Origin of the sequence: Nocardioides sp. NPDC059952 (assembly GCF_042730435.1) — a bacterium.
Lineage (GTDB): Bacteria > Actinomycetota > Actinomycetes > Propionibacteriales > Nocardioidaceae > Nocardioides.
In genome coordinates, this window is record NZ_JBHWLY010000003.1 from 57,273 (window position 1) to 78,405 (window position 21,133).

Here is a 21,133-nt window from a genome sequence, read left to right on the forward strand (position 1 = left end):
ACGGCCATGTCGCCGCTGCGGCGACGTACGATGTCCTACACTTCCGGGTATGCCGCAACCGCTCTCACGGACCACCACCGTCCTCTCTCAGCCGCGTGACCGGCAGCCGATGCTCGGCGTGGTAGTCGTCGACGAGCTCGTGGACGCGATCGTCTCCGGGCGCCTGGCTCCGGGCGACGCGCTGCCGCCCGAAGGACCGCTCAGCGAGCAGTTCGGCGTCAGCCGCACCGTCGTCCGCGAGTCGGTGAAGCGCATCGAGGAGAAGGGCCTGGTCACGATCGCGCGGGGCCGCGGCACCGAAGTGCGCCCCATGACCGCATGGAACACGATGGACCGAGTCGTCCTCACCGCCCTGATCAAGCACGACGAGACCCTGGGCATCCTCGACGAGCTCAGTGTCGTCCGTGCCCAGCTCGAGTCGGTGATGGCGGCCGAGGCCGCCCGCCGGCGGTCCGAGGACCAGGTCACCGAGCTGGAGCAGGCGATGCAGCGGATGCGCGAGAGCACCGCCGACGAGGAGGTCTTCCGCGCCGCGGACGTGGCCTTCCACGAGACCGTCATGGAGCTCTCCCGCAACCGGCTCGCCAGCAACATCGCGCGCACGCTCATGGACCGGGCCCTGGAGAGCTCGCGCTACCACGGCGTAGACACGCCTGACGCCTTCGCGGTGACCCTGCGCGAGCACGAGGCCGTGCTGGCCGCGATCTCCGAGAGCGATCCCGTCCGAGCACAGGACGCGATGAACGGCCACATCCTCGAGGCTTGGCGCCGCCGCCGTCTGCCGTTGCCCGACGCCGGCAAGCGCGAAGACTGACCCCGGGGCGTACGACGCCGGTCGGTGGCGTGGGGCGGTTCCCGCACCCACGCCACCGAGCGGGCCTCAGCCCTTGACCGCCCCTGCAGCCATCCCGCTCATCACCCAGCGCTGGGTGAGGACGAAGATCACCAGGATGGGCAGCACGGCGAGCAGCAGCGTGGGGAACACCTGGGTGTAGTCGGCGGAGTACTCCCCCACCGACGCGTAGACGCCGGTGGTGACCGTGTAGAGCCCCGAACCGGGGCCCAGGATGAGCTGGGGACTGGCGAAGTCGTTCCACACGCTCAAGGTGTTCAGGATGAACACGGTCGCCAGGATGGGCTTCATGAGCGGCAGGATGATCGTCCACAGCGTCCGGTAGGGACCAGCACCGTCGATCGCCGCCGCCTCGTCGAGCGAGGCGGGAAGCATCCGGATGAACCCGGTGAAGACGAAGATCGTGAACGGCACCGTCGCCGAGGCCATGAAGAGCACCAGACCAGGGAACGTCGACATCAGCCCGAGGGCCCGGAGCACGAAGATCACCGGCACGAGGATCACCTGGGTCGGGATGAACATGCCCGAGATGAAGAACAACAGCGCCGCGCCGAACACCGGCCGCGGGGAGCGCGCGATGACGTACGCCGCGGGCGCGCACACGCCGATGGAGACGATGTTGACGCAGATGACCAGCCCGATCGTCACCGCGTAGCCGAACGCGATGTCGAAGTCCGGGTTGTTCCACGCCGTGGTGAGGTGCTCGAGCGTGAACTGACCGGGCGAGAGCGAGAACGGCCTGCTGATGATGTCGCGCTGATCCTTGAACGCGTTGACGACCAGGAGGTACATCGGCACCAGCATCACCACGCACAGTGCGGTGACGGTGGCATACCAGAGCGGAGTACGCCGCTCGCCGGTCGAACCGTGGCGACGCACCGGGGCTTGCAGCGCGCTCATCCCTGGGCCCCCTGGTCGTGACGGCGTCGCAGCGCGAGCACTCCGAAGGCGAGGATCGCAGCCACCAGGATGAGGACCACGGCCTCGGCCGAGGCCAGGCCGACCTGTCGCTTGGGGAACTCCACGGCGAGGATCTGATAGGCGAACGTCTTCGTGGACCCTGCCGGCCCACCCCCGGTCAGGGAGACGACGACGTCGTAGGTCTTGAGCAGCGAGATCATCGAGGTGATCAGGGCCACCGTCACCGACGGCGCGAGCGCCGGCCAGGTGACGTGGCGGAAGGTCTGCCAGCGGTTGGCGCCGTCCATGCGCGAGGCCTCCAGGAGCTCGGCGGGCACAGCCTGGAGCCCGGCGAGGTAGATGAGCAGCTGGACGCCGAACTGCGCCCAGGCGATGACGAGGATCAGGGTCGCGAGCGCCCAGGTCTCGTCGCTGAGGAACGGGAGCGGGCTCCTGCCCAGATTCTCCAGCACCGAGTTGACCGCGCCCTGCGGGCCGAGGATCGCCGACCAGAGGAAGCCGACGACGATCAGGCTGAGCACGTGGGGGTAGAACATGACGACGCGGGCGAACGCGGTGAACCGGGTCGTGCGCCACAGCAGGAGGGCCAGGCCCAGCGCGGCGGCGTTGACCACCATCGACCCCGCGACCGCGACGATCGCGGTCACCACCATGGAGCCCCGGACGTCGGTGGACTCGAAGATCCTGACGTAGTTGTCGAAGCCGACGATCTCGGGGGTCTGGGTGGGGAAGCCGTTGTAGTCGGTGAAGCTGTAGTAGACGGCGTAGCCGACGGGGACGACGAGGAGGCCGACGAAGACCACGAGGGCGGGCAGCACCATCGAGGCCTCCACCCATCCGGAGGTGCGCGGGCGGGAACCCGGTGACCTGCCGATCACCCGGCGACGCGGTGCCCCTCCCTCCCGCGGCAGGTCAGCTGCCGCGGGAGGGCTGTCGGTCTTGCTGGCGCTCATGAGAGCCATCATCGTTCTCCTCGTCGTGGCCCCGAGGGGTCACCCATTCTGCTCGGCCCAGTCGTCGAGCGCCTTCGCGGCGTCCTCGGGGCTGGTTCCGGTGTAGAGGCTCTGCACGATCTCGGTGAACTTGTCGTTGAGGCCGACGACGGGCAGGCGGATGTCTCCCGCGCCTTCACCCACGGTCACCAGCTCGGGTGCCTCATCGATGATCGCCTGGATCTCGGTCGCGACCGGGGACTGCTCGACGGCCGCTCCGGCACGGAACACGCCGTCGGCGGTCAGCTGGCTCTCGATCGCGGCCTCGTCGGTCACGAGGTACTCGACGAGCTGAAGGGCCTCGTCGGAGTGCTCGCTACCGGCGTAGACCATGTAGGGGCTGGCCATGGTGGCGCCCTGCGGGCCGGGGTAGGCCATGCCCTCGTTCACCGGCGGGGAGAAGACACCCACCTCGAAGGGAAGGTCGCCCGCGTTGTCCAGGCTCGCGACGAGCCAGCTCCCGAGCGGGTACATCCCGACCTTGCCGTCGATGAAGTTCGCGTCGGCCGTGGTCGGGTCGAGGCCGACATCGGTCTTCTTGATGTAGCCGTCGCCCAGCCAGGTGGCGTAGTGCTCGAACATCGGCTCGAAGGCCTCGCCGAGGGTCAGCTTGCCGTCGGCGACGGCCGACTGCCACTCGGGCTGCTCGGTGTTGAGGGTGGGGTGCCACAGCTGCTGGAGCTGGAGGCCGGTCTCCCACTGACCCGCGGTCTGCAGCGGGGTGTAGCCGGCTTTGGCGAGCTGGCCGAGCGCGGCGTCGAACTCGTCCCAGGTCTGCGGCGTGGCCTTGATGCCCGCCTTCTCGAAGGCCGTCTTGTTGTAGTAGACGAGCGACTGCGCCTGGGAGCCGACACCGGCGACCAGTCGCTTGCCGTCGATGGCGTACGTGTCGACCATCGGCGTGTCCTCGACCCAGCTCTCGTCGGAGAGGTCGAGCACCTCGGGGGCGATCTGGTCGTCCGGGAAGATGGACTGCACCACGTCGGGAGCAGTGCCCGCAGCGAGCTGAGAGCTGAAGGTCTCGCTCACGTTGGTGCCGGTCGGACCCTCGATCTTGACGTCGATGCCGGTCTCGTCCTCGAAGGGCTTGACCAGATCGTTCCAGAAGTCCTTGGTGAGGTTGTCGGTCAGGTTGACCAGCACCCGCACCTCCTTGCTGTCGTCGCTGGCGGCGCCGTTGCCTCCACAGGCAGCGGTCGCGATCAGGGGAAGCAGAACCGCTGCGACAGCACCCGCCCTCCACAAGCGTCGTGTCTCCACAGGAATCTCCGTTTCGTCGTCCGTCGATCTTCATCCGACGGAGGTTGTTCGCGTGGACTCTGGCGATTCGGACTGCCGACCACCGGAGTGAGGAAAGCGCTATCCCGGGCGCCAACGTGACGAAGATAACACATCTTATGTTTAAATGGGCAAGCCCAGATCCAGCCGTTTCCGAAACGGCCGGAAACGGCCTCACAGCCTCGACAACCGAGAGGATCCGCCTCGTGCGCGCCGCCTTCGCGATGACCCCCCAACTTCAGCATCGATTCTTCGATGCGCCCCTCCTGGCCGAGCTGGGCGACCTCCTGGACATCGACCCCGACCAGGTGCTGACGTCCTACGACGACCCCGCTGCCGCCCAGGTGGAGGTGCTCATCACCGCCTGGGGCACGCCGAGCATCGACGCGTCGGCGCTCGCCCGGATGCCACGGCTGCGGGCCGTCGTCCATGCCGCCGGCTCGGTGAAGTACTTCCTCTCCCCCGCCGCCTGGGAGCGTGGCCTCCGGGTCACCTGCGGCGTGGAGCCCAACGCCCGCCCCGTCGCCGAGTACGCCCTGGCCGCGGTGCTGTGGGCAACGAAGTCGGTCCTGCCGCTGACCGAGCGGTTCCGCGCCGAGCGGGTGGCCCCCGACCTCACCGTCGACGACACCATCGACGGTGCGTACGGCACGGCCGTCGGCCTGCTGGGCGCCTCGGCCACGGGCCGGGCACTGATCGAGCTGCTCGCCCCGTTCGACCTGACCGTGCTGGTCAGCGACCCCACGATCGACGCGGCGCGGGCCGACGAGCTGGGCGTCGAGCTCGTCGATCTCGACCAGCTCTTCACCCGCTCGCGCGTCGTCTCGCTCCACGCACCGCTGCTGCCGCAGACCCGACACCTCGTCGACGCCCGCCTGCTCGGGTTGATGGGCGACGGCGCGACGCTGATCAACACCGCCCGGGGAGGGATCGTCGACCACGACGCGCTCCGCGCCGAGCTGGTCTCGGGCCGGCTGCGTGCGGTCCTGGACGTGACCGAGCCCGAGCCGCTCCCCGCCGAGGATCCGATGTGGAGCCTGCCCAACGTCACCCTGACCCCGCACATCGCCGGCTCGCAGGGCGGTGAGCTGCACCGCCTGGGCCGCGGCGCCGTCGACGAGGTGCGCGCTCTGATCGAGGGCCGGCCGCCCCTGCGGCCGGTCGACCCCACCAGCCTGGCCACCAGCGCATGACCGACACCCTGAAACCGGAGACCGACGTGACGACCCCCACCCCTGCGCCCGACCTCGCCCACCTCACCCGCTGGTTCCTGACCTGGGTCACCGACGAAGGGGCGATCAACGGCTTCCACAACCACAGCGTGTGGGGCACGAACCCCGCGACCTTCCTCGACTGGACCAGCGGCCACGCCGCCTTCTCCGCGCCGGCTCTCGGCGCCGTCGCACAGCTCCTCGCCGCGCGGCCCGATGACCGGGCCGCCGAGGTGTGGCGCCGGATGATGCGCTTCCAGAGCAGCGCCCTGCAGGATGACGACCAGTACAAGCACGTCGGCTTCCAGGTCGGGGAGTCGGCCACGACCGGCCTGATCCACAACGCCACCGGCAGCATCGGTCTGCTCCTCGGGCTCAAGCACGCCCGGCATATGCTCGATGAGGCCGAGGTCGACCGCATCGTCGACGTGGTGCGCCGCAACCTGGTCGCCCTCCACTCCTTCGGCGGCGGCCGCCCGGCCGAGGACGGCACCTGCAACCAGGAGTACGCCCGGGTGTGGGTCAAGCTGCTGCTCTCCGAGGTGACCGGCGACGACAGCGGCCTGGCCGAGATCGCCGAGGACCTCGACCTCCTCATCGCCCGCCACCACGAGCCCGGAGTCCCGGACGCAGACTCCTCGGGCACCTGGCGGCAGGCCGAGGATCGGGTCGCCGGCGGGATCCTCGAGCCCGCGGAGTACTACGGCCTGATGATCATGCCGCTGCTGCTGGGCCACCTGCGCCTGGGTGAGCAGCGCTACCTCGACGAGGCGGTCCGGCTGTGCCGCCACGTCGCCCGCTCGGCGTGGACCGACGCGGACGGCCAGACCCGCTTCCACCGTTACTGGTACGTCGCGCCCAGCACGACCCTGAAGAGCGACACCCCCATGCTGATCGCGGGCATGGGCCTGTCGCTGCACGGCATCCGCGAGGTCTGCCGGGTGCGCCCCGACGCCGAGCTCGAGGAGTTCATGGCGCGTTGCCGGACGACGTACGCGCACTATCAGGCCCCGGCCGGCTACTTCGCCTCGGCGACCCACTGGGGCACCGAGGCCGACGTCGCCCCGAGCACCGCGTGGCACGCCCACGACCTGGTGTTCCTCGCCGACGACGTCGAGGACCCGGACCCGGACTTCTGGACGACGGTGCTCACGCCCGACGAGCGCCAGTCGGTGCTGATGACCAACCGGGCCGTCTGGGCCGAGCACGGCGTGTACTGGTGCATCCGCAGCCCCCTGACCGCAGGCGACCTCCACCTCTACGGCCGCAAGGACCGGGCGGTGTTCGGGCGCGACTTCTTCGCGTGGACCGACAAGGAGCCGCTCGACGACGAGCTGCGCTACCCCGAGCCGCCGCTCTTCCTCGAGACCAACGACGGCATGCGTCGCGTGGACACCTCCGACCGCCCGACGGACGTCTCGACGCTGGGCACGACCTACCACGGCGGGCTCTGAGCATGCTGCGTCCCGGGTTGTGCTCGGTCACGGCACGTCATCTCCCGACCGACGGGGTGCTGGAAGCGGCCGCGCAGGCCGGCCTGGCCTGCATCGAGTGGGGGGCGGACGTCCACGCCCCGCCTGCCGGCGACCTGCGCGGCCTGGCCGATGCGACCGCTGCCGCCGGGCTGGCCGTCGCTTCCTACGGCACCTACTGGCGGGCCACGCCGGACGACGACGGCGTCGCGCTGATCGGCGCGGCCCGGGCGTTGGGGTGCACCCGGCTACGCATCTGGGCCGGCACCACCGGCTCGGCCGAGGCCTCCCCAGCCGAGCGCGTCGCGGTCGTACGCCGCGTACAGGGGCTGGCCGACGAGGCCGCCGCGCACGGCCTCGAGCTCGCCTTCGAGCACCACGACCTGACGCTGGCGGACACCGTCGAGTCCACCCTCGACCTGCTCGCCGAGGTGGACCGGCCGAACGTCGGCACCTACTGGCAGCCCCGGGTGGGCGAGCCGGCAGAGGTGGCTCTGGCCGGGCTGGAGCACCTGCTCCCCCACGTACGCGCGGTGCACGCGTTCTCCTGGTGGCCGCGTCACGAGCGCCTGCCGTTGGCGGCCCGCGCCGACCTGTGGCTGCCGGCCCTGGAGATGCTCGCCGCGACCGGGCGGCCGACCGACGTCCTGCTGGAGTTCCTGCCCGAGGACGACCTGTCGCTGCTGCCGGACGAGGCAGGACGCCTGCGCGAGTGGATCGCGCAGGCGTCCTGACCTCGGTCAGCCGGCGGCCCGGCCGCCCGGGAGTCCGATGCCCTCCCGGGTGACCAGCCGGTTCCAGCTCGCCACCCACTTCCGGCCGAAGGTCTGCGCGACCTCGCCGGTGTAGCTGAAGCTCAGCGTGTCGAGGTCGAGCCCGGCGGCCTCGAGCGAGGCCGGCTTGCTGAGGTTGGTGTTGATCGCGTCGCTCCAGGTGTCGAGGCGATAGGTCGCGGCCGGATCGGCGAACGAGTTCTCCCCGGCGCGGTACTCGCCGCCGCCGATGATCACCGATCGGTCGATCGCGTTGCGCGCGGGCACGTAGACGGAGTTCGGGTTCTCCCACACGCTCGCACGGTCGCAGCCGTTGGTCGCGCCGGCTGCGTAGTCGGCCTTCTGGCAGTCCTTGCCGGTCGCGGTGACGCGCGGGACGTACCAGTCCTTGATCTCCGGGAACACGATCGGCGCTCCGTCGGAGTAGCGGGCCCTGCCGTCGGTGTAGTGACGGTGCCAGCGGGCGACGTCCTCCTCGGTGGCCGAGTACTTCTCCCCCGGCCGTACGTCGAGGAACGAGTTGTAGCGGCTCTGCACCACCCAGCCGTTGGGCACCGGAAGACCGGTCTCGCCGTTGCGGTGGTAGAGCTGGTCGTGGCCGGTCTGGTCGACGTCGATGAACACGTTGTCCGTCGCCTTGTTGCTGTGGCCCGACTGGAAGAACACTCCTGAGTGCGCGTTCTTCACGACGTTGTGGTGGAACCGCATCCCCGAGACGCCGTCGTCCATGTAGAACGCGTCGTTGGAGCCGCCGATGGTGTCGAAGAAGTTGTACGCGACCTCGTTGCCCAGATAGGTGTAGTCACGCCCGGTGTAGACGACGCCCTGGTCGCCGGCGTTCTTCACCAGGTCGTAGAAGAAGTTGTTGTTGACGCGCATGTCGTTGCCCATGATCTGCACCGCCATGTGGGGTGCGTCGTGGACGTAGTTGTTCTCGAAGCTGTTCCCGACGCCGTAGAGGTAGCCGGCAGGCGTGTAGGTCGCCAGCCGTGAGAAGCGCGCGATCTCGTTGTTGCGGGCCACGTTGTCGCCGCGCTCGAGAGTGCTGCGGTCACCGCCGCCGAGCAGGACTCCGCCGCCGCCGAGATCGTGGAGGTAGGAGTTCTGCACGACGTTGTCGTGACCGCCGCGTACGGTCTCGTAGTCGGGCAGCGCGGTGATGGACTCGGTGGTCTCGCCGATGCGGATCGCGTCCATGCTGACGTTGGAGATGTCGACGCCGTCGATCAGCGTCTTCTCGGCGTCGAGCAGCTGGACCGCGCTGATCAGCGAGTCCGACATCGACAGGCCCTTCAGCGTCACGCCCGTGGTGCCCTCGAGCCGGAAGATGTTGTCGTCGAAGGCCCGCAGCGTGGCGCTCTTGCCCTCCATCGTCCCGCCCGCCGGCTTGTAGTAGACGACGTCGTTGCCCGCGTGACGGTCGATGTAGTACTCACCCTCGGCGTCCATCTCGGAGAGGATGTTGAGCGCCTTGACCTTGGTGTAGTCGTTGCGGGGCCAGTACATCGAGGGGTACTTGGCGTACATCGTGGTGCCGCTCCAGGAGACCAGCCGCACCATGTCGTTGGCGTAGTTGTTGCCGAGGTAGCCCGAGAGCCACGCCTCGGTCTCGTACGTCGTGTTGTCGACGTCGGTGAGCTCCTGCGGGTCGGCCTGCACCGGGATGTGCGAGTAGGCACCGAAGCCGCGGGTGCCGTGGTCGACGATCTCCGGCTCCCCTTGAGGAGCCCAGCCCTGGTAGCGGTTGCCCTCGAGCAGCCGGCCACCGACCTCGTAGAGGGGAGGCGTCATCTTGCGCATCTCCTCCTGGGACCAGGTGTCGCGCTCCTCGGGGTTCGCGAGCTGCTGCTTCTTGTCCTCGAACTGCGCGCGCGGCGTCGTCCCGCTGATCGCCCAGTCGGGCTCCATCCCGAACCGGTCGCGCAGCGTCCACTGGATGAGGTCGTTGGTCGCCGGGACCTTCCACTTGCCACCGTCGCCGTAGAGGTAGCAGCTGCTGTCAGCGCCCGTGCAGTCGTTCGGGTTCGGGTACTGCGCCAGCGTCTGGGTCCCGCCGTCGACGACGAGCTCGGGCGCGAAGGGCTGCGGCAGCCAGTTGAACCCGTTCTTGTAGAGCGTGCCGGGATCGATGCCCTGGGCGCCCAGGTCGTAGACCCACACGCCCTCGCGCAGGGCCGGCGAGTCGAGCCGGGTGTTCGAGGAGAACCGCGGCTGGGCGAGCTCCTCCTCGGACAGGTCGGCGAGCGGCCGCCAGCCCTGGGCACCCAGGGAGTGCGCGCCCGTGAGGCGGACCTTCTCCCCCGCCGCGGCGCGGTAGGTGACCCAGGAGTGCTCGGGACCGGTCAGGTCGATCGCGTCGTCGAGGACGTACTCGCCGCCGTGGACGATCACCGTGCCCCGGTTCTTCGCGGAGGTACGTCCGGCCAGCGCGTCGCGGGCCGCTTCCACCGTCCGCAGCGGCTGGCTCTTCGTGCCCGGGTCGGCGTCGTCGCCGTCGGGGGCGACGTGGATCGTGAGGGTCGTACCGGCCGCGGTGGCGGGCTGCGTACCGGTGACGAGGACCGTCGAACCGAGTGCCGCCAGGACCACGGCTACCGCCGCGCGGGCGCGGCGTGTCGTGCGAGTCTGCATGTCCGTCTCCTTGAGATATGACGTATGACATGTGTCTAACATCACAGACGAGGTCCGGGCAAGCGTTTTCCAATGTTTCCGGGGCGCGCGACGCAGATCAGGGGTCGAGGCCGTAGACCCGGGCGGCCGTGCCACCCCGGACGTCGGCGCGGCCGGTGTCGTCGAGCCCGGCGAGCACCGTGTCGGCCAGGTCGATCACCTCGTCGTAGGACGAGCGCAGCAGGCAGACCGGCCAGTCCGAACCGATCATCGTGCGCTCGGCGCCGAAGACATCGACGACGTGCGCGGCCCAGGGAAGCACCGCGTCGATCGGCTGGTCCGGAGCGAGCTCGGTGACCAGCCCGGACAGCTTGCACGCCACCGAGTCGTGGCGGGCGAGCGCTGCGACGTGTCCCGCCCACTCGTCGAAGGCGACAGGGTCGATCACGGGCTTGCCGACGTGATCGAGCACCCAGCGCCCGCCGGGGACCTGCTCGACCGCTCCGACGGCCGCCCGCAGCTGGGGCTGGCGCACCAGCAGGTCGTAGACCAGGCCGGCATCAGCGACCGCGGTGAGGCCCCGCAGCACGTCGTCGCGGAGCAGCCACTCGGGATCGGGCTCGCTCTGCACCAGGTGGCGAATGCCGACCAGGAGGTCTCCCCCGGGACCCTCGCGCAGCTCGGCGAGCCGGTCGGCGACGTCCGAGGCGGTGAGGTCGACCCAGCCGACCACCCCGAGGATCTCGGGGGTGGCCGCGGCCAGCGCGAGCAGCTCCGGGGTCTCCTCGGCAACCGCGACCGTCTGGACGACGACGGTCCCGGCGATCTCGTGGTCGGCCAGATGGGGCCGGAGGTCGTCGAAGGAGAACGAGCGCCGGATGGCCGGAAGATCGCGCGTCCAGTCCTGCTCGCGCACCTCGAGGTCCCACAGATGGTGATGGGCATCGAGGCGCCGGGGCGCGGTCGACGGCCCTGCCCATGACTCAGTCAAGGTGGAAGACCTCGGTCATCGTGGACCACTGCTCGTCCTCGGAGGCGGTGGGCAGCCGCTCCTGGCACGGGGCGGTGACCTCCCACCACCGCTGGGTCACGTCGTGGGCGGCGATCGCGGCCATGTCCGCCTCGTAGTCCTCCCCGATGTGCTCGAAGTAGCTGAAGAGCCAGCCGTCGCGCAGGAAGATGGAGTAGTTGCGGATGTTGCTGGCGGTCAGGCGCTCGAGCACCTCGGGCCATACGGCCGCGTGCAGCTGGACGTACTCCGCCTCCTTCTCGGGGCGCAGCCTGACCACGGAGCCGTAGCGAGTCATGGTGGGGTCCTCTCTGTCTCTTTTCTTGGGGGAAGGGCGAGCGGTCAGAGGTCCTCGACGAGGACGACGTGCAGGGTGCGCGGGCCGTGGACGCCCTCGACGCGGTCGAGCTCGATGTCGCTGGTCGCCGACGGGCCGCTGATCCAGGTCTGCGGGTTCGCCGGGTCGAGGCGGGCGACGGCCTGCGGGACGCCGGCCACGACGTGGGTGGCTCCGAGGACGCACACGTGCAGGTCCGGGACGAGGGTGAGCGCGCGACGCCCCTGGCCGGGGCCGTGGTCGAGCACGACCGTGCCGGTGTCGGCGATGCCGAGCGCGGCCGCGGAGACGACCGCGTCGATCGTGTCGAGCTCGGCGGCCGACTGCCCGGTGTCGTCGACGGATCCGGGGACCGGCCACGGCAGGCCTGGGGGTACGACGACGCTCCGGCCGGTGACCGCCCGCGCCAGCACCTCGGCGACCTCTGCCGCGCGGCAGCGGGTGACCGTGGCGCGATAGTCCTCGACCCTCTCGACGAACCGGGCGAGCACGGCGGACCGGTCGAGGCCTTCGCCCACACCCCGGTAGCCGCGGGGCACCTCAGCGGTCGGGCGGGGCGCCTCACCGATCGCCCGGCGGACTCGGCCCAGGATCTCCTCACGGGTGCTCATCGTTCATCTCCTCCGGTGCGGCGCCACCAGGCGCGGAAGGACTCGGCGGGCGGGTCCGGCAGGTCGCGGGCCTGCGTCCAGGGGCGCGCCCCGGCACGGCGGGCAAGGCGGACGCCGACGCCGACGAGGCGCTCAGCGAGTCCGAGCCGGCGCCCGGACGCCAGCGTCGCCCCGGCGGCCTTCATCGCCACCGCCTCGGGCTTGGGTACGCCGCCGCGGTGGGCGTCGACGACCTGCGAGCGCAGCTCCACCAGCACCGAGGGGATGTCGATCCGCACGGGGCAGGCCTCGAAGCAGGCGCCGCACAGCGTCGAGGCGTACGGCAGGGAGTCGGTCTGCTCGTCGTGACCCACGCCTTTCAGCAGCGGGTTGAGGATGGCGCCGATCGGGCCCGGGTAGACCGAGCCGTACGCGTGACCGCCGGTGCGCTCGTAGACGGGGCAGACGTTGAGGCAGGCCGAGCAGCGGATGCAGCGCAGCGCCTGCCGGCCCAGCTCGTCGGCCAGCGCGCGGGTGCGGCCGTTGTCGAGCAGCACCACATGCACCTCCTGCGGACCGTCGTCCGGGGTGACGCCGGACCACACCGAGGTGTAGGGGTTCATCCGCTCCCCCGTCGCCGAGCGCGGCAGGAGCTGGAGGAAGACGTCGAGGTCGTCCCAGGTCGGCAGGATCTTCTCGATGCCGACCACGGAGACCAGCACCTCGGGCAGGGTCAGGCACATCCGGCCGTTGCCCTCCGACTCGACCACCACGAGGGACCCGGTCTCGGCGACCGCGAAGTTGGCGCCGGAGACGCCGACCTTGGCACGCAGGAACTTCTCGCGCAGGTGCAGGCGCGCGGCCTCCGCGAGCCGGGCGGGCTCGTCGGTCAGGTCGTCCGGAGCGGGACGGCCGACCTCACCCATCGCGGAGGCAAAGATCTCGCGGATCTCGGCGCGGTTGCGGTGGATCGCGGGGACCAGGATGTGGGAGGGCAGGTCGTCGCCGAGCTGCACGATGAGCTCGGCGAGGTCGGTCTCCCAGGCCTCGATCCCGCGGGCGGCCAGCGCCTCGTTGAGACCGATCTCCTGGGTCGCCATCGACTTCACCTTCACCACCTCGGTGGCGTCGTGTGCGGCGGCGATGTCGCCGACGATGCGGCACGCCTCTTCCGCGTCGCTCGCCCAGTGAACGGTCGCGCCGGCCTTCGTGAGCGACTCCTCGAGGCGTACCAGGTGCTCGTCGAGGTGGAGCAGCACGTTGTCCTTGATGGCCGCACCCGCCAGGCGCAGCTCCTCCCACTCCTCGACCTCACCGACGACGGCGGCGCGCTTGGCTCGGATGGTGCCGGTGGCATGTGCGAGGTTGCGGCGCAGCTGGGAGTCGCCGACCGCCTCACGCGCGGCCTTCGGGAACACCGGCATCCCGACGAACGTGCCGGTCATGAGGCAGCCACCGCGGCAGCCTCGGTCTGGGCGAGGACGTCGGCCAGATGCATGACGCGTACGCCGGCGCGCTGCCGGGAGAGCAGGCCTCCGACGTGAGTCAGGCAGGACCGGTCACCGGCCACCAGCACCTCGGCCCCGGTCTCGCGTACGTGCCGGGCCTTGTCGGAGCCCATGGCGACCGAGGTGTCGGAGTTCTTCATCGCGAAGGTGCCGCCGAAGCCGCAGCACTCGGCCGCGCCGGGCAGGTCCACCAGGTCGATCCCGCGGACCTGCCGGAGCAGCCGCAGCGGCCGGTCGCCGACGCCGAGCATCCGCAGCGAGTGGCAGGTCGGGTGGTAGGTCACCCGGTGCGGGAAGTAGGCACCCACGTCCTCGACACCGAGCACGTCCACGAGGAACTCGCTGAGCTCGTAGACCCGCTGGGACGTCTCGCGGGACGCCGCCCGCAGGCCCTCGTCGCCGCTGCGGCGCGCCACCAGGTCGTGCTGGTGCCGGGCCGATCCGGCGCACGAGCCCGACGGCGTCACGACGGCGTCGTAGCCCTCGAAGGCGCGGACGAAGGAACGCAGCACCGGCACGGCCTCGTCGAGGTAGCCGGTGTTGACCATCGGCTGACCGCAGCAGGTCTGGGCCTGGGGAAAGTCCACCTCGACGCCGAGGCGGCGCAGGAGCCGGACCACGTTGCGCCCGGTGTCGGGGAACAGGGCATCGTTGATGCAGGTGACCATGAGGGCTACGCGCACGACGGCACCAGCCCCTGGTCGGCCAGGTCGGTCCACAGCTGTTCGGGAACCGACACGGCGAGCCTGTCGAGGTTCTGCTTCACCTGCTCGGGCCGGCCGGCGCCGGCGACGATCGAGACGACCCTCGGGTCCTGCAGCGGGTAGTGCAGGGCGGCGGTGGCGATCTCGACGCCGTGCGCCTCGCACACCTCGCCGATCCGGAGCGCGCGCTCGAGGATGTCGTCGGGCACCTCGCCGTAGTTGTACATCGCGCCCCGGCGCGGGGTGGTGGCGAGCAGGCCGCTGGCGAAGACCGCCGCCGCGACGATCCGGGTGCCGTGCCGGTCGCACGCCTCGAGCAGGCCGTCGGCGACGGACTGGTCGAGGAGCGTGTAGCGGTTGGCGACCATGACCACGTCGGCGAGGCCGGTCTCGACCGTCGCGGTGAGCGCCGGGACCGACAGGGAGCCGGTGCCGATCGCGTCGACCAGGCCCTCCTCACGGAGCTTCGCCAGGCCGGCGAGGGCGGTCTCGACGGCAGCCGGGTCACCGGACAGCTCGGGGTCGTGCACATAGAGGATGTCGACCCGATCCAGACCGAGCCGGGTCAGCGACTCCTCGAGGCTGCGGCGTACGCCGTCGGCGGAGTAGTCGAGGACCCGGTGCGAGCTGGCCGGGACGGCGAAGCCCATGTCGTCCTGGGACTGCCCGTCCCAGGACGGGTTGGGCCGCACCAGCCGGCCGACCTTGGTCGAGACGACGAACTCCGACCGTGGCCTCGTCGCCAGGAACCGCCCGATCCGCTCCTCCGACAGACCCAGCCCGTAGTGGGGCGCGGTGTCGAAGTGACGCACCCCTGCCTGCCAGGCCGCGTCGAGCGTCGCCTGGCAGTCCTCGTCCGTACGCGGCCGGAACAGGTTGCCCATCGGCGCACAGCCGAGTCCGAACAACGGGATCTCCATCCGTCCTCCTCACGCTCTGCCCCCGCGGTCGTCCGACCGCCAACCCGAGGCTAGACATCTGATGTTTAGGCTGTCAATATGCATTCGTCGCCACATTTGGCGGCTCAGGTTCACCGATAGATCAGACTACTCACCGCTGGAGGCCACCGCATGAAGTTCGCCCGCCTGGGACCCGTCGGGAAGGAAACGCCAGTTCTCGTGCTCGAGAACGAGGTGCGCAGCCTGGCCGATCTCACCACCGACATCGACGCGGCCTTCTGGGCCTCCGACGGGCCGGCACGGGCCGCCGCCGCGCTCGCCGCGGGCGAGCTCCCCCTCGTCGAGGGGGCCGACGAGCTCCGCGTGGGCGCCCCGATCGGCAAGCCCGGCGCCATCGTCTGCATCGGCATGAACTACGCCGCGCACGCCGCCGAGTCCGGCTCCGAACCGCCCACGGTGCCGATCATCTTCTTCAAGACCCCCAACACGATCGCCGGGCCGAACGACGCCGTCACCATCCCGCGCAACAGCACCAAGACCGACTGGGAGGTGGAGCTCGGCGTCGTGATCGGCAAGCGCGCCTCCTACCTCGACTCCCCCGACCAGAGCCTGGAGCACGTCGCCGGCTTCGTGGTCGCCAACGACCTCTCCGAGCGCGAGTTCCAGCTCGAGGTCTCCGGCGGCCAGTGGAGCAAGGGCAAGATCGCCCCCGGCTTCAGCCCCGTCGGCCCGTGGGTCGTGACCCCCGACGAGGTGGAGCACCAGAAGCTGGGCCTACGCTCCTTCGTCAACGGCGAGCCGCGACAGGACTCCGTCACCGCCGACCAGATCTTCGACGTCGCGACGGTGATCCACCACCTCAGCCAGTTCATGGTCCTCGACCCGGGCGACCTGATCATGACCGGCACCCCGGAGGGCGTCGCGCTCTCCGGCCGCTTCCCCTACCTCCAGCCCGGTGATGTCGTCGAGATCGAGATCGACGGTCTCGGCCGCCAGCGCCAGGAGTACGTCGCGTTCGGGAGCCAGGCATGAGTGCCGCGGCAACGCCCGAGCTCGACGGTCTCGTCGCCCTCGTCACCGGTGGCGCCTCCGGCATCGGCGCCGCCGTCGTCGAGGTCCTGCTCGAGCGCGGCGCCCAGGTCGCAGCCCTCGACCGCGACCCCGAGGGCATCAACCCCAAGGCCCTGGGCATCCGCGCCGACGTCACCGACGACGCGAGCATCCGGGCCGCGGTGGAGCAGACGGCCACCACCTTCGGCCGGCTCGACATCGTGGTCAACAACGCCGGCATCGGCGCGCAGGGCACGGTCGAGGACAACCCCGACGAGCAGTGGCACGCGGTCTTCGACGTCAACGTCCTCGGCGCCGTCCGGGTCTCGCGCGCAGCGCTCCCGCACCTGCGACGCTCCCCTGCCGCGGCAGTCGTGAACGTGGCTTCGGTGGCCGCGACCACGGGCATCCAGCAGCGTGCCCTCTACTCCGCGAGCAAGGGTGCGATCCAGTCCCTGACCCAGGCCATGGCCGCCGACCACCTCCGGGAGGGAGTCCGGGTGAACTGCGTGAACCCCGGGACCGCCGCGACACCGTGGGTCCAGCGTCTGCTCGACTCGGCCGACGACCCCGAGGCCGAGCGCGCCGCCCTGGACGCGCGACAGCCGCACGGCCGGCTGGTCAGCGCGGACGAGGTCGCCCTCGCGGTCGCGTACCTGGCCAGCCCCTCGTCGGGGTCGACCGCCGGAGTGGCCCTTGCGGTCGACGGCGGCATGGCAACGTTACGGTTGCGACCGACCGAGTGAGAGGACCAGGATCCCGATGGCGCTGACCGACGAGGCGATCGAGAAGATCAAGGAGATGATCCTCGACGGCCGGCTGAAGCCGGGCGACCGTCTCCCGCGCGAGGCCGACCTGTCCACGCAGCTCGGCATCTCCCGCAGCTCCCTGCGCGAGGCGGTGCGCGCGCTCTCGATGATGCGCATCCTCGACGTACGCCAGGGCGACGGGACGTACGTCACGAGCCTGACGCCGGAGATCCTGTTGGAGACGATGGGCTTCGTCATCGACTTCCACCAGGACTCCAGCGTCCTGGACCTCTTCGAGGTACGCCGAGCGCTGGAGCCGCTGGCCGCCGAGAAGGCGGCCCTGCTGATGCCCCCGGACGAGACCGCCGACCTGCTCGCTCTGGTCGACTCCGTCAGTCCTGAGACGTCGCTGGAGGAGGTCGTGGCCAACGACCTGGAGTTCCACCACCGCATCGCCCGCGCGTCGGGCAACACCGTGCTGTGCTCGTTCATCGACGGCGTCGCCAACCGCACCCAGCGGGCCCGGATCTGGCGTGGCGTGACCCAGCAGGACTCCTTCGACCAGACGCAGCGCGAGCACCGTGGCATCGCCCTGGCCATCGCGGACCGGCAGCCGAGCATCGCCGCCGCGCTGTCCCTGGCCCACGTCGCGGGCATCGAGAACTGGATCCGCCGCAGCCTCGCCGAGGACCAGGAGAAGGACCAGGAGAAGGAGCAGGAGTGAACGAGCCGAACCAGGGCCGGCTGCACGTCAGCTTCCGGCCTGGCGACCGCGCCCGCCAGGTGCTGGAGGCGCTGCCAGGGCCGGTGACCTGCGCCGCGGATCCTTCCGGGCAGTCCCGCGCGGACCTGCTCGCAGACGTACGCGGGGCCACCGCGCTCGTCTGCCTGCTGACCGACCGGGTCGATGCCGAGCTGCTCGATGCGGCCGGTCCGTCGCTGCGCGTCGTGGCCAACATGGCGGTCGGCCACGACAACGTCGACGTCGCCGCCTGTGCGGCTCGTGGCATCACCGTGACCAACACCCCGGGGGTGCTCGACGAGGCGACCGCCGACCTCGCCTTCGCACTGCTGCTCGCCACCTCACGTCGCGTGGTGGAGGCCGACGCGTTCGTACGCAGCGGCGAGCCGTGGTCCTGGCGGCCGGACCTATTTGTGGGACTCGACGTCAGCAGCGGCGCGACCTTGGGCATCGTCGGCCTGGGCCGGATCGGGCTGGCGATGGCGCGGCGCGCCCGCGCTTTCGACATGCGCATCGTGGCGACCCCGTCCCGCTCCGCGGGCGAGGAGGCGGCGCGCCTGGGCATCGAGACCCTGCCGCTGCCCGACCTGCTGGTCGCCTCGGACGTCGTGTCGCTGCACTGTCCACTGACCCCTGAGACCCGGCATCTCATCGGCGCCGAGGAGCTCCGGCTGATGGGGCCGGGATCGGTCCTCGTCAACACCGCTCGCGGTCCCATCGTCGACGAGGCAGCCCTGGCGGCCGCCCTGGCCGACGGCACCATCGGCGCAGCGGGACTCGACGTCTTCGAGAACGAGCCGGCCGTCCACCCCGACCTGCTGGCGCTCCCCAACGTCGTCCTGCTGCCGCACATCGGCAGCGCCGGCCGCGCCACCCGCGACCGGATGGCGATGCTCGCGATCGACAACGCCCGCGCCGTGCTCGCCGGCGAGCCCGCGCCGACCCCGGTCCACCCGTAGCCGGACTCGGGCCGGCCGCGAACCACTCGCGGCCGGCCCGAGACGGTCCCTACTTCGGGACCACGGTGTAGGTGCTGCCGCGCCGGGTGTCGAACTCGACGACGTTCTCCTCCGGCCGGGAGACGTTCGTCCCCGCCACCTTGACCGGCTGCTGCGTACGCAGCCGGAGCCGGTTGCCGAGCAGCGACCGGATCCGTGCCACCTCGACCTTGCCGTCGGCCCACTTCAGGTCGACCTCGAAGCCACCGCGGGCGCGCAGGCCCCGGACCTTCCCCTCGGGCCATGCCTCCGGGAGCGCGGCGAGCAGGAAGAGCTCGCCGGAGTGGCTCTGCATGATCATCTCCGTGATCCCGGAGACGGCGCCGAAGTTCCCGTCGATCTGGAACGGCGGGTGCAGGTCGAAGAGGTTGGGCGCCGTCCGGGACGGGTGCAGCATGTGCTGGACGTGGAGGTAGGCGTTCTCGGGCTCGAGAAGGCGCGCGCGGATGTTCATCTTCCACGCCAGCGACCACCCGGTGGTGACCGCCGGGCCGCGCAGCTCGAGCGCCTTGCGCGCGGCGTCGGCCAGCTCAGGCGTACGCAGCGGGCTGATCTGGTCGGAGGGGAAGACGCCCCACAGGTGAGAGACGTGGCGGCTGCGCTCCAGGGCAGCCTCCTCCCAGTCGATCAGCCACTCCTGCAGCTGGCCCAGATAGCCGATCTGGTTGGGCGGCAGCTGGTCGCGCATCGCCAGCGCCCGCTCGACGAGCGGGTCGTGCTTGCCGAGCGCGGCGGCCGCCTTCTCGAACGCGGTGAACAGGTCACGCAGGATCTGGCAGTCCATCGTCGGACCCGCGCAGATGCTGACCCCTTCGTCGTCCTGCTCGTGGTGCTTGATCTCCGGCGAGTGCGACGGACAGGTGACCATGTAGCCGGACTGCTCGTCGCGCACCATCGTCTCGAGGAAGAACTCGACCGCGCCCCGCAGCGTCGGGAAGTGCTCGGCGAGGTTCGCCTTGTCGCCGGTGTACTCGTAGCGCTCCCAGAACAGCAGCGAGAGCCAGGCGCCGCCCATCGGCCAGACCCCGTAGTAGGCGAAGTCGACCGGAGCGGTGCCTCGCCAGCCGTCGGTGTTGTGGTGGGCGACCCAGCCCTTGTCCGAGCCCCACATCTTCTGGGCCGTGTTCCGTCCGACCTCCGCGAGCTCCTCGGTCATCGCGAACATCGGGTCCCAGCACTCGGCGAGGTTGGCCGGGCCGGCGGGCCAGTAGTTCATCTGCGCGTTGATGTTGAGGGTGTACTTCGACTGCCACTCGGGCTGCATCTTGTAGCTCCACAGGCCCTGCAGGTTGGCCGGCTGGCCCGGGGTCCGGGAGGACGAGATCAGCAGGTAGCGCCCGAACTGGTACCACAGCGCGGCCAGCTGCGGGTCGCCGCCTTCGCGGAACACCGCCACCCGCTCGTCGGTCGGCTTCTCGATCGCGGCGGAGGTGCCGAGGTCGATGTCGACCCGGCCGAAGAGCTTCTGATAGTCCCGCACGTGCGCCGAACGCAGCTGGCCGTAGCCGCGCCCGGTGGCCGCCTCGAGAGGCTGCTCCGCGCGGCGTACGTGGTCGGCGTTGACGTCGGCGTAGTTGCGGTAGCTGGTCGCCATCGTGAGCAGCAGCGTCACCGAGGTGGCGTTGCGCACGCGCAGCTGGGTGTCGGCGCACTGGACCGTGCCGCCGTCGGTCTCGGCGCGGACGAGGCTGATGAAGCGGACCGCGCCCTCCATCCCCTCCGTGGCTCCGCTGATGCCTTCCAGAGCGAGCGTCCGCGCATCGTGGGGCTGCACGTCGCTCTGCTGCGGCGAACCGAAGGTGGCGTTGAACGAGACCTTCTCGGCCTGGTCCGCGGTGAGGCGGACGACCATCACCTGGTCCGGGTGGCTGACGAACGACTCGCGGCGGTAGCGCACGCCGCCGACCTCGAACTCCGAGATCGCGGTCGCGCTCCGCAGGTCGAGCGAGCGCCGGTAGGTCGTGGGCTCGCCGTCGAGGCCCAGGAACTCCAGCAGCAGGTCACCGACCGGCTGGTAGAAGGCCTGCTCACTGGGCCGTCCCATGAACTCCTTGTCGGCGAGACGCTGGGCGCCCACCCAGTTGTCCTCGAAGATCAGCTTGCGGATCTCGGGGAGCGCCTCGGCTCCGCCAGGCGGGTCATAGCTGTGCGGATGACCGGCCCAGACCGAGTCCTCGTTCAGCATCAGCTTCTCGCTGGCCACCCCGCCGAAGACCATCGCGCCCATCCGGCCGTTGCCGATCGCCAACGCCTGGAGCCACTCCTGCGCCGGCTGGCGATACCAGAGCTCGAGGGGGTTGGTCTCCGGCTCGTCGGCGGCCGCGGCCGCCTGGGTCACGACCGGCTGCACCAGGGCACCGCCGGCCACCGCCGAAGCGGCCTGCAGCACCCGTCGTCTCGTGAAGTCCACCATCAGCTTCCTCCTGACTCACGCCCA

General features: G+C 70.5%; 19 protein-coding genes. 8 read left to right on the forward strand and 11 right to left on the reverse strand.

Going from position 1 to position 21,133, the window contains the following annotated elements:
- The first annotated feature begins 49 nt into the window (after positions 1-49).
- Complete coding sequence (locus tag ACFV9G_RS02090) at positions 50-814, forward strand: FadR/GntR family transcriptional regulator (RefSeq protein WP_378724468.1); 765 nt, start codon at positions 50-52, stop codon at positions 812-814.
- 66 nt (positions 815-880) lie between these two features.
- Here ACFV9G_RS02090 and ACFV9G_RS02095 read toward each other — a convergent pair whose 3' ends face one another.
- Genes ACFV9G_RS02095 through ACFV9G_RS02105 form a run of 3 tightly spaced genes read right to left on the reverse strand, consistent with a single transcriptional unit; the run spans position 881 to position 4,026 of the window.
- On the reverse strand, positions 881-1,753 hold the full coding sequence (locus ACFV9G_RS02095; protein WP_378724470.1) for a carbohydrate ABC transporter permease: 873 nt from the start codon (positions 1,751-1,753) through the stop codon (positions 881-883).
- Entirely contained in the window at positions 1,750-2,727 is a 978-nt protein-coding gene (locus ACFV9G_RS02100; RefSeq protein ID WP_378724472.1) for a carbohydrate ABC transporter permease, read from the reverse strand. The genes ACFV9G_RS02095 and ACFV9G_RS02100 overlap by 4 nt, the downstream gene beginning before the upstream one ends.
- Positions 2,728-2,766: 39 nt before the next feature.
- Positions 2,767-4,026, reverse strand: a complete 1,260-nt coding sequence (locus ACFV9G_RS02105; RefSeq protein WP_378724474.1) for an ABC transporter substrate-binding protein — start codon at positions 4,024-4,026, stop codon at positions 2,767-2,769.
- A gap of 224 nt (positions 4,027-4,250) precedes the next feature.
- On the opposite strand from ACFV9G_RS02105, the gene ACFV9G_RS02110 reads away from it, so the two are divergent.
- From ACFV9G_RS02110 to ACFV9G_RS02120, 3 genes are read left to right on the forward strand one after another with little or no spacing between them, the layout of a single operon-like run.
- Complete coding sequence (locus ACFV9G_RS02110) at positions 4,251-5,237, forward strand: hydroxyacid dehydrogenase (RefSeq protein ID WP_378724476.1); 987 nt, start codon at positions 4,251-4,253, stop codon at positions 5,235-5,237.
- Positions 5,234-6,709, forward strand: coding sequence for a hypothetical protein (locus ACFV9G_RS02115; RefSeq protein WP_378724478.1), 1,476 nt, complete (start codon positions 5,234-5,236; stop codon positions 6,707-6,709). Before ACFV9G_RS02110 ends, ACFV9G_RS02115 begins: the two co-directional genes overlap by 4 nt.
- A gap of 2 nt (positions 6,710-6,711) precedes the next feature.
- Complete coding sequence (locus ACFV9G_RS02120; protein ID WP_378724480.1) at positions 6,712-7,461, forward strand: sugar phosphate isomerase/epimerase family protein; 750 nt, start codon at positions 6,712-6,714, stop codon at positions 7,459-7,461.
- Between the two features lie 6 nt (positions 7,462-7,467).
- On the opposite strand, the gene ACFV9G_RS02125 is transcribed toward ACFV9G_RS02120, so the two are convergent.
- The 7 genes from ACFV9G_RS02125 to ACFV9G_RS02155 form a co-directional block, all read right to left on the reverse strand.
- Positions 7,468-10,131: a right-handed parallel beta-helix repeat-containing protein gene (locus ACFV9G_RS02125; RefSeq protein WP_378724481.1), complete on the reverse strand. Its 2,664-nt coding sequence runs from the start codon at positions 10,129-10,131 to the stop codon at positions 7,468-7,470.
- Positions 10,132-10,228: 97 nt separating this feature from the next.
- Positions 10,229-11,101 (reverse strand): amidohydrolase family protein, encoded by an 873-nt coding sequence (locus ACFV9G_RS02130; protein ID WP_378724483.1) that lies wholly within the window; start codon positions 11,099-11,101, stop codon positions 10,229-10,231.
- Positions 11,094-11,417, reverse strand: coding sequence for an L-rhamnose mutarotase (locus tag ACFV9G_RS02135; protein ID WP_378724485.1), 324 nt, complete (start codon positions 11,415-11,417; stop codon positions 11,094-11,096). Before ACFV9G_RS02135 ends, ACFV9G_RS02130 begins: the two co-directional genes overlap by 8 nt.
- A 44-nt stretch (positions 11,418-11,461) precedes the next feature.
- Positions 11,462-12,067 carry a lactate utilization protein C gene (locus ACFV9G_RS02140; protein ID WP_378724486.1) on the reverse strand — a complete coding sequence of 202 codons (606 nt, stop codon included), beginning with the start codon at positions 12,065-12,067 and terminating at the stop codon, positions 11,462-11,464.
- On the reverse strand, positions 12,064-13,491 hold the full coding sequence (locus ACFV9G_RS02145; RefSeq protein ID WP_378724488.1) for a LutB/LldF family L-lactate oxidation iron-sulfur protein: 1,428 nt from the start codon (positions 13,489-13,491) through the stop codon (positions 12,064-12,066). Before ACFV9G_RS02145 ends, ACFV9G_RS02140 begins: the two co-directional genes overlap by 4 nt.
- Positions 13,488-14,222 (reverse strand): (Fe-S)-binding protein, encoded by a 735-nt coding sequence (locus tag ACFV9G_RS02150; protein ID WP_378724632.1) that lies wholly within the window; start codon positions 14,220-14,222, stop codon positions 13,488-13,490. The genes ACFV9G_RS02145 and ACFV9G_RS02150 overlap by 4 nt, the downstream gene beginning before the upstream one ends.
- 5 nt (positions 14,223-14,227) lie before the next feature.
- Positions 14,228-15,178, reverse strand: coding sequence for an aldo/keto reductase (locus ACFV9G_RS02155; protein ID WP_378724490.1), 951 nt, complete (start codon positions 15,176-15,178; stop codon positions 14,228-14,230).
- Positions 15,179-15,328: 150 nt separating this feature from the next.
- On the opposite strand from ACFV9G_RS02155, the gene ACFV9G_RS02160 reads away from it, so the two are divergent.
- Genes ACFV9G_RS02160 through ACFV9G_RS02175 form a run of 4 tightly spaced genes read left to right on the forward strand, consistent with a single transcriptional unit; the run spans position 15,329 to position 18,657 of the window.
- Complete coding sequence (locus ACFV9G_RS02160) at positions 15,329-16,189, forward strand: fumarylacetoacetate hydrolase family protein (RefSeq protein ID WP_378724492.1); 861 nt, start codon at positions 15,329-15,331, stop codon at positions 16,187-16,189.
- On the forward strand, positions 16,186-16,953 hold the full coding sequence (locus tag ACFV9G_RS02165) for an SDR family NAD(P)-dependent oxidoreductase (protein ID WP_378724493.1): 768 nt from the start codon (positions 16,186-16,188) through the stop codon (positions 16,951-16,953). Before ACFV9G_RS02160 ends, ACFV9G_RS02165 begins: the two co-directional genes overlap by 4 nt.
- Positions 16,954-16,969: 16 nt before the next feature.
- Positions 16,970-17,680 carry a FadR/GntR family transcriptional regulator gene (locus ACFV9G_RS02170; protein ID WP_378724494.1) on the forward strand — a complete coding sequence of 237 codons (711 nt, stop codon included), beginning with the start codon at positions 16,970-16,972 and terminating at the stop codon, positions 17,678-17,680.
- A complete protein-coding gene (locus tag ACFV9G_RS02175) occupies positions 17,677-18,657 on the forward strand; it encodes a 2-hydroxyacid dehydrogenase (RefSeq protein WP_378724495.1) in 981 nt (326 codons plus the stop codon). The genes ACFV9G_RS02170 and ACFV9G_RS02175 overlap by 4 nt, the downstream gene beginning before the upstream one ends.
- A 49-nt stretch (positions 18,658-18,706) precedes the next feature.
- On the opposite strand, the gene ACFV9G_RS02180 is transcribed toward ACFV9G_RS02175, so the two are convergent.
- Complete coding sequence (locus tag ACFV9G_RS02180) at positions 18,707-21,109, reverse strand: glycoside hydrolase N-terminal domain-containing protein (RefSeq protein ID WP_378724496.1); 2,403 nt, start codon at positions 21,107-21,109, stop codon at positions 18,707-18,709.
- Positions 21,110-21,133 lie beyond the last annotated feature (24 nt).

Bases quoted from the DNA above. Each gene is read 5' to 3' on its own strand.
- ACFV9G_RS02090 (WP_378724468.1), top strand. From the start codon at position 50: ATGCCGCAACCGCTCTCACGGACCACCACCGTCCTCTCTCAGCCGCGT.
- ACFV9G_RS02095 (WP_378724470.1), bottom strand. From the start codon at position 1,753: ATGAGCGCGCTGCAAGCCCCGGTGCGTCGCCACGGTTCGACCGGCGAG.
- ACFV9G_RS02100 (WP_378724472.1), bottom strand. From the start codon at position 2,727: ATGAGCGCCAGCAAGACCGACAGCCCTCCCGCGGCAGCTGACCTGCCG.
- ACFV9G_RS02115 (WP_378724478.1), top strand. From the start codon at position 5,234: ATGACCGACACCCTGAAACCGGAGACCGACGTGACGACCCCCACCCCT.
- ACFV9G_RS02120 (WP_378724480.1), top strand. From the start codon at position 6,712: ATGCTGCGTCCCGGGTTGTGCTCGGTCACGGCACGTCATCTCCCGACC.
- ACFV9G_RS02125 (WP_378724481.1), bottom strand. From the start codon at position 10,131: ATGCAGACTCGCACGACACGCCGCGCCCGCGCGGCGGTAGCCGTGGTC.
- ACFV9G_RS02135 (WP_378724485.1), bottom strand. From the start codon at position 11,417: ATGACTCGCTACGGCTCCGTGGTCAGGCTGCGCCCCGAGAAGGAGGCG.
- ACFV9G_RS02140 (WP_378724486.1), bottom strand. From the start codon at position 12,067: ATGAGCACCCGTGAGGAGATCCTGGGCCGAGTCCGCCGGGCGATCGGT.
- ACFV9G_RS02145 (WP_378724488.1), bottom strand. From the start codon at position 13,491: ATGACCGGCACGTTCGTCGGGATGCCGGTGTTCCCGAAGGCCGCGCGT.
- ACFV9G_RS02150 (WP_378724632.1), bottom strand. From the start codon at position 14,222: ATGGTCACCTGCATCAACGATGCCCTGTTCCCCGACACCGGGCGCAAC.
- ACFV9G_RS02155 (WP_378724490.1), bottom strand. From the start codon at position 15,178: ATGGAGATCCCGTTGTTCGGACTCGGCTGTGCGCCGATGGGCAACCTG.
- ACFV9G_RS02160 (WP_378724492.1), top strand. From the start codon at position 15,329: ATGAAGTTCGCCCGCCTGGGACCCGTCGGGAAGGAAACGCCAGTTCTC.
- ACFV9G_RS02165 (WP_378724493.1), top strand. From the start codon at position 16,186: ATGAGTGCCGCGGCAACGCCCGAGCTCGACGGTCTCGTCGCCCTCGTC.
- ACFV9G_RS02170 (WP_378724494.1), top strand. From the start codon at position 16,970: ATGGCGCTGACCGACGAGGCGATCGAGAAGATCAAGGAGATGATCCTC.
- ACFV9G_RS02180 (WP_378724496.1), bottom strand. From the start codon at position 21,109: ATGGTGGACTTCACGAGACGACGGGTGCTGCAGGCCGCTTCGGCGGTG.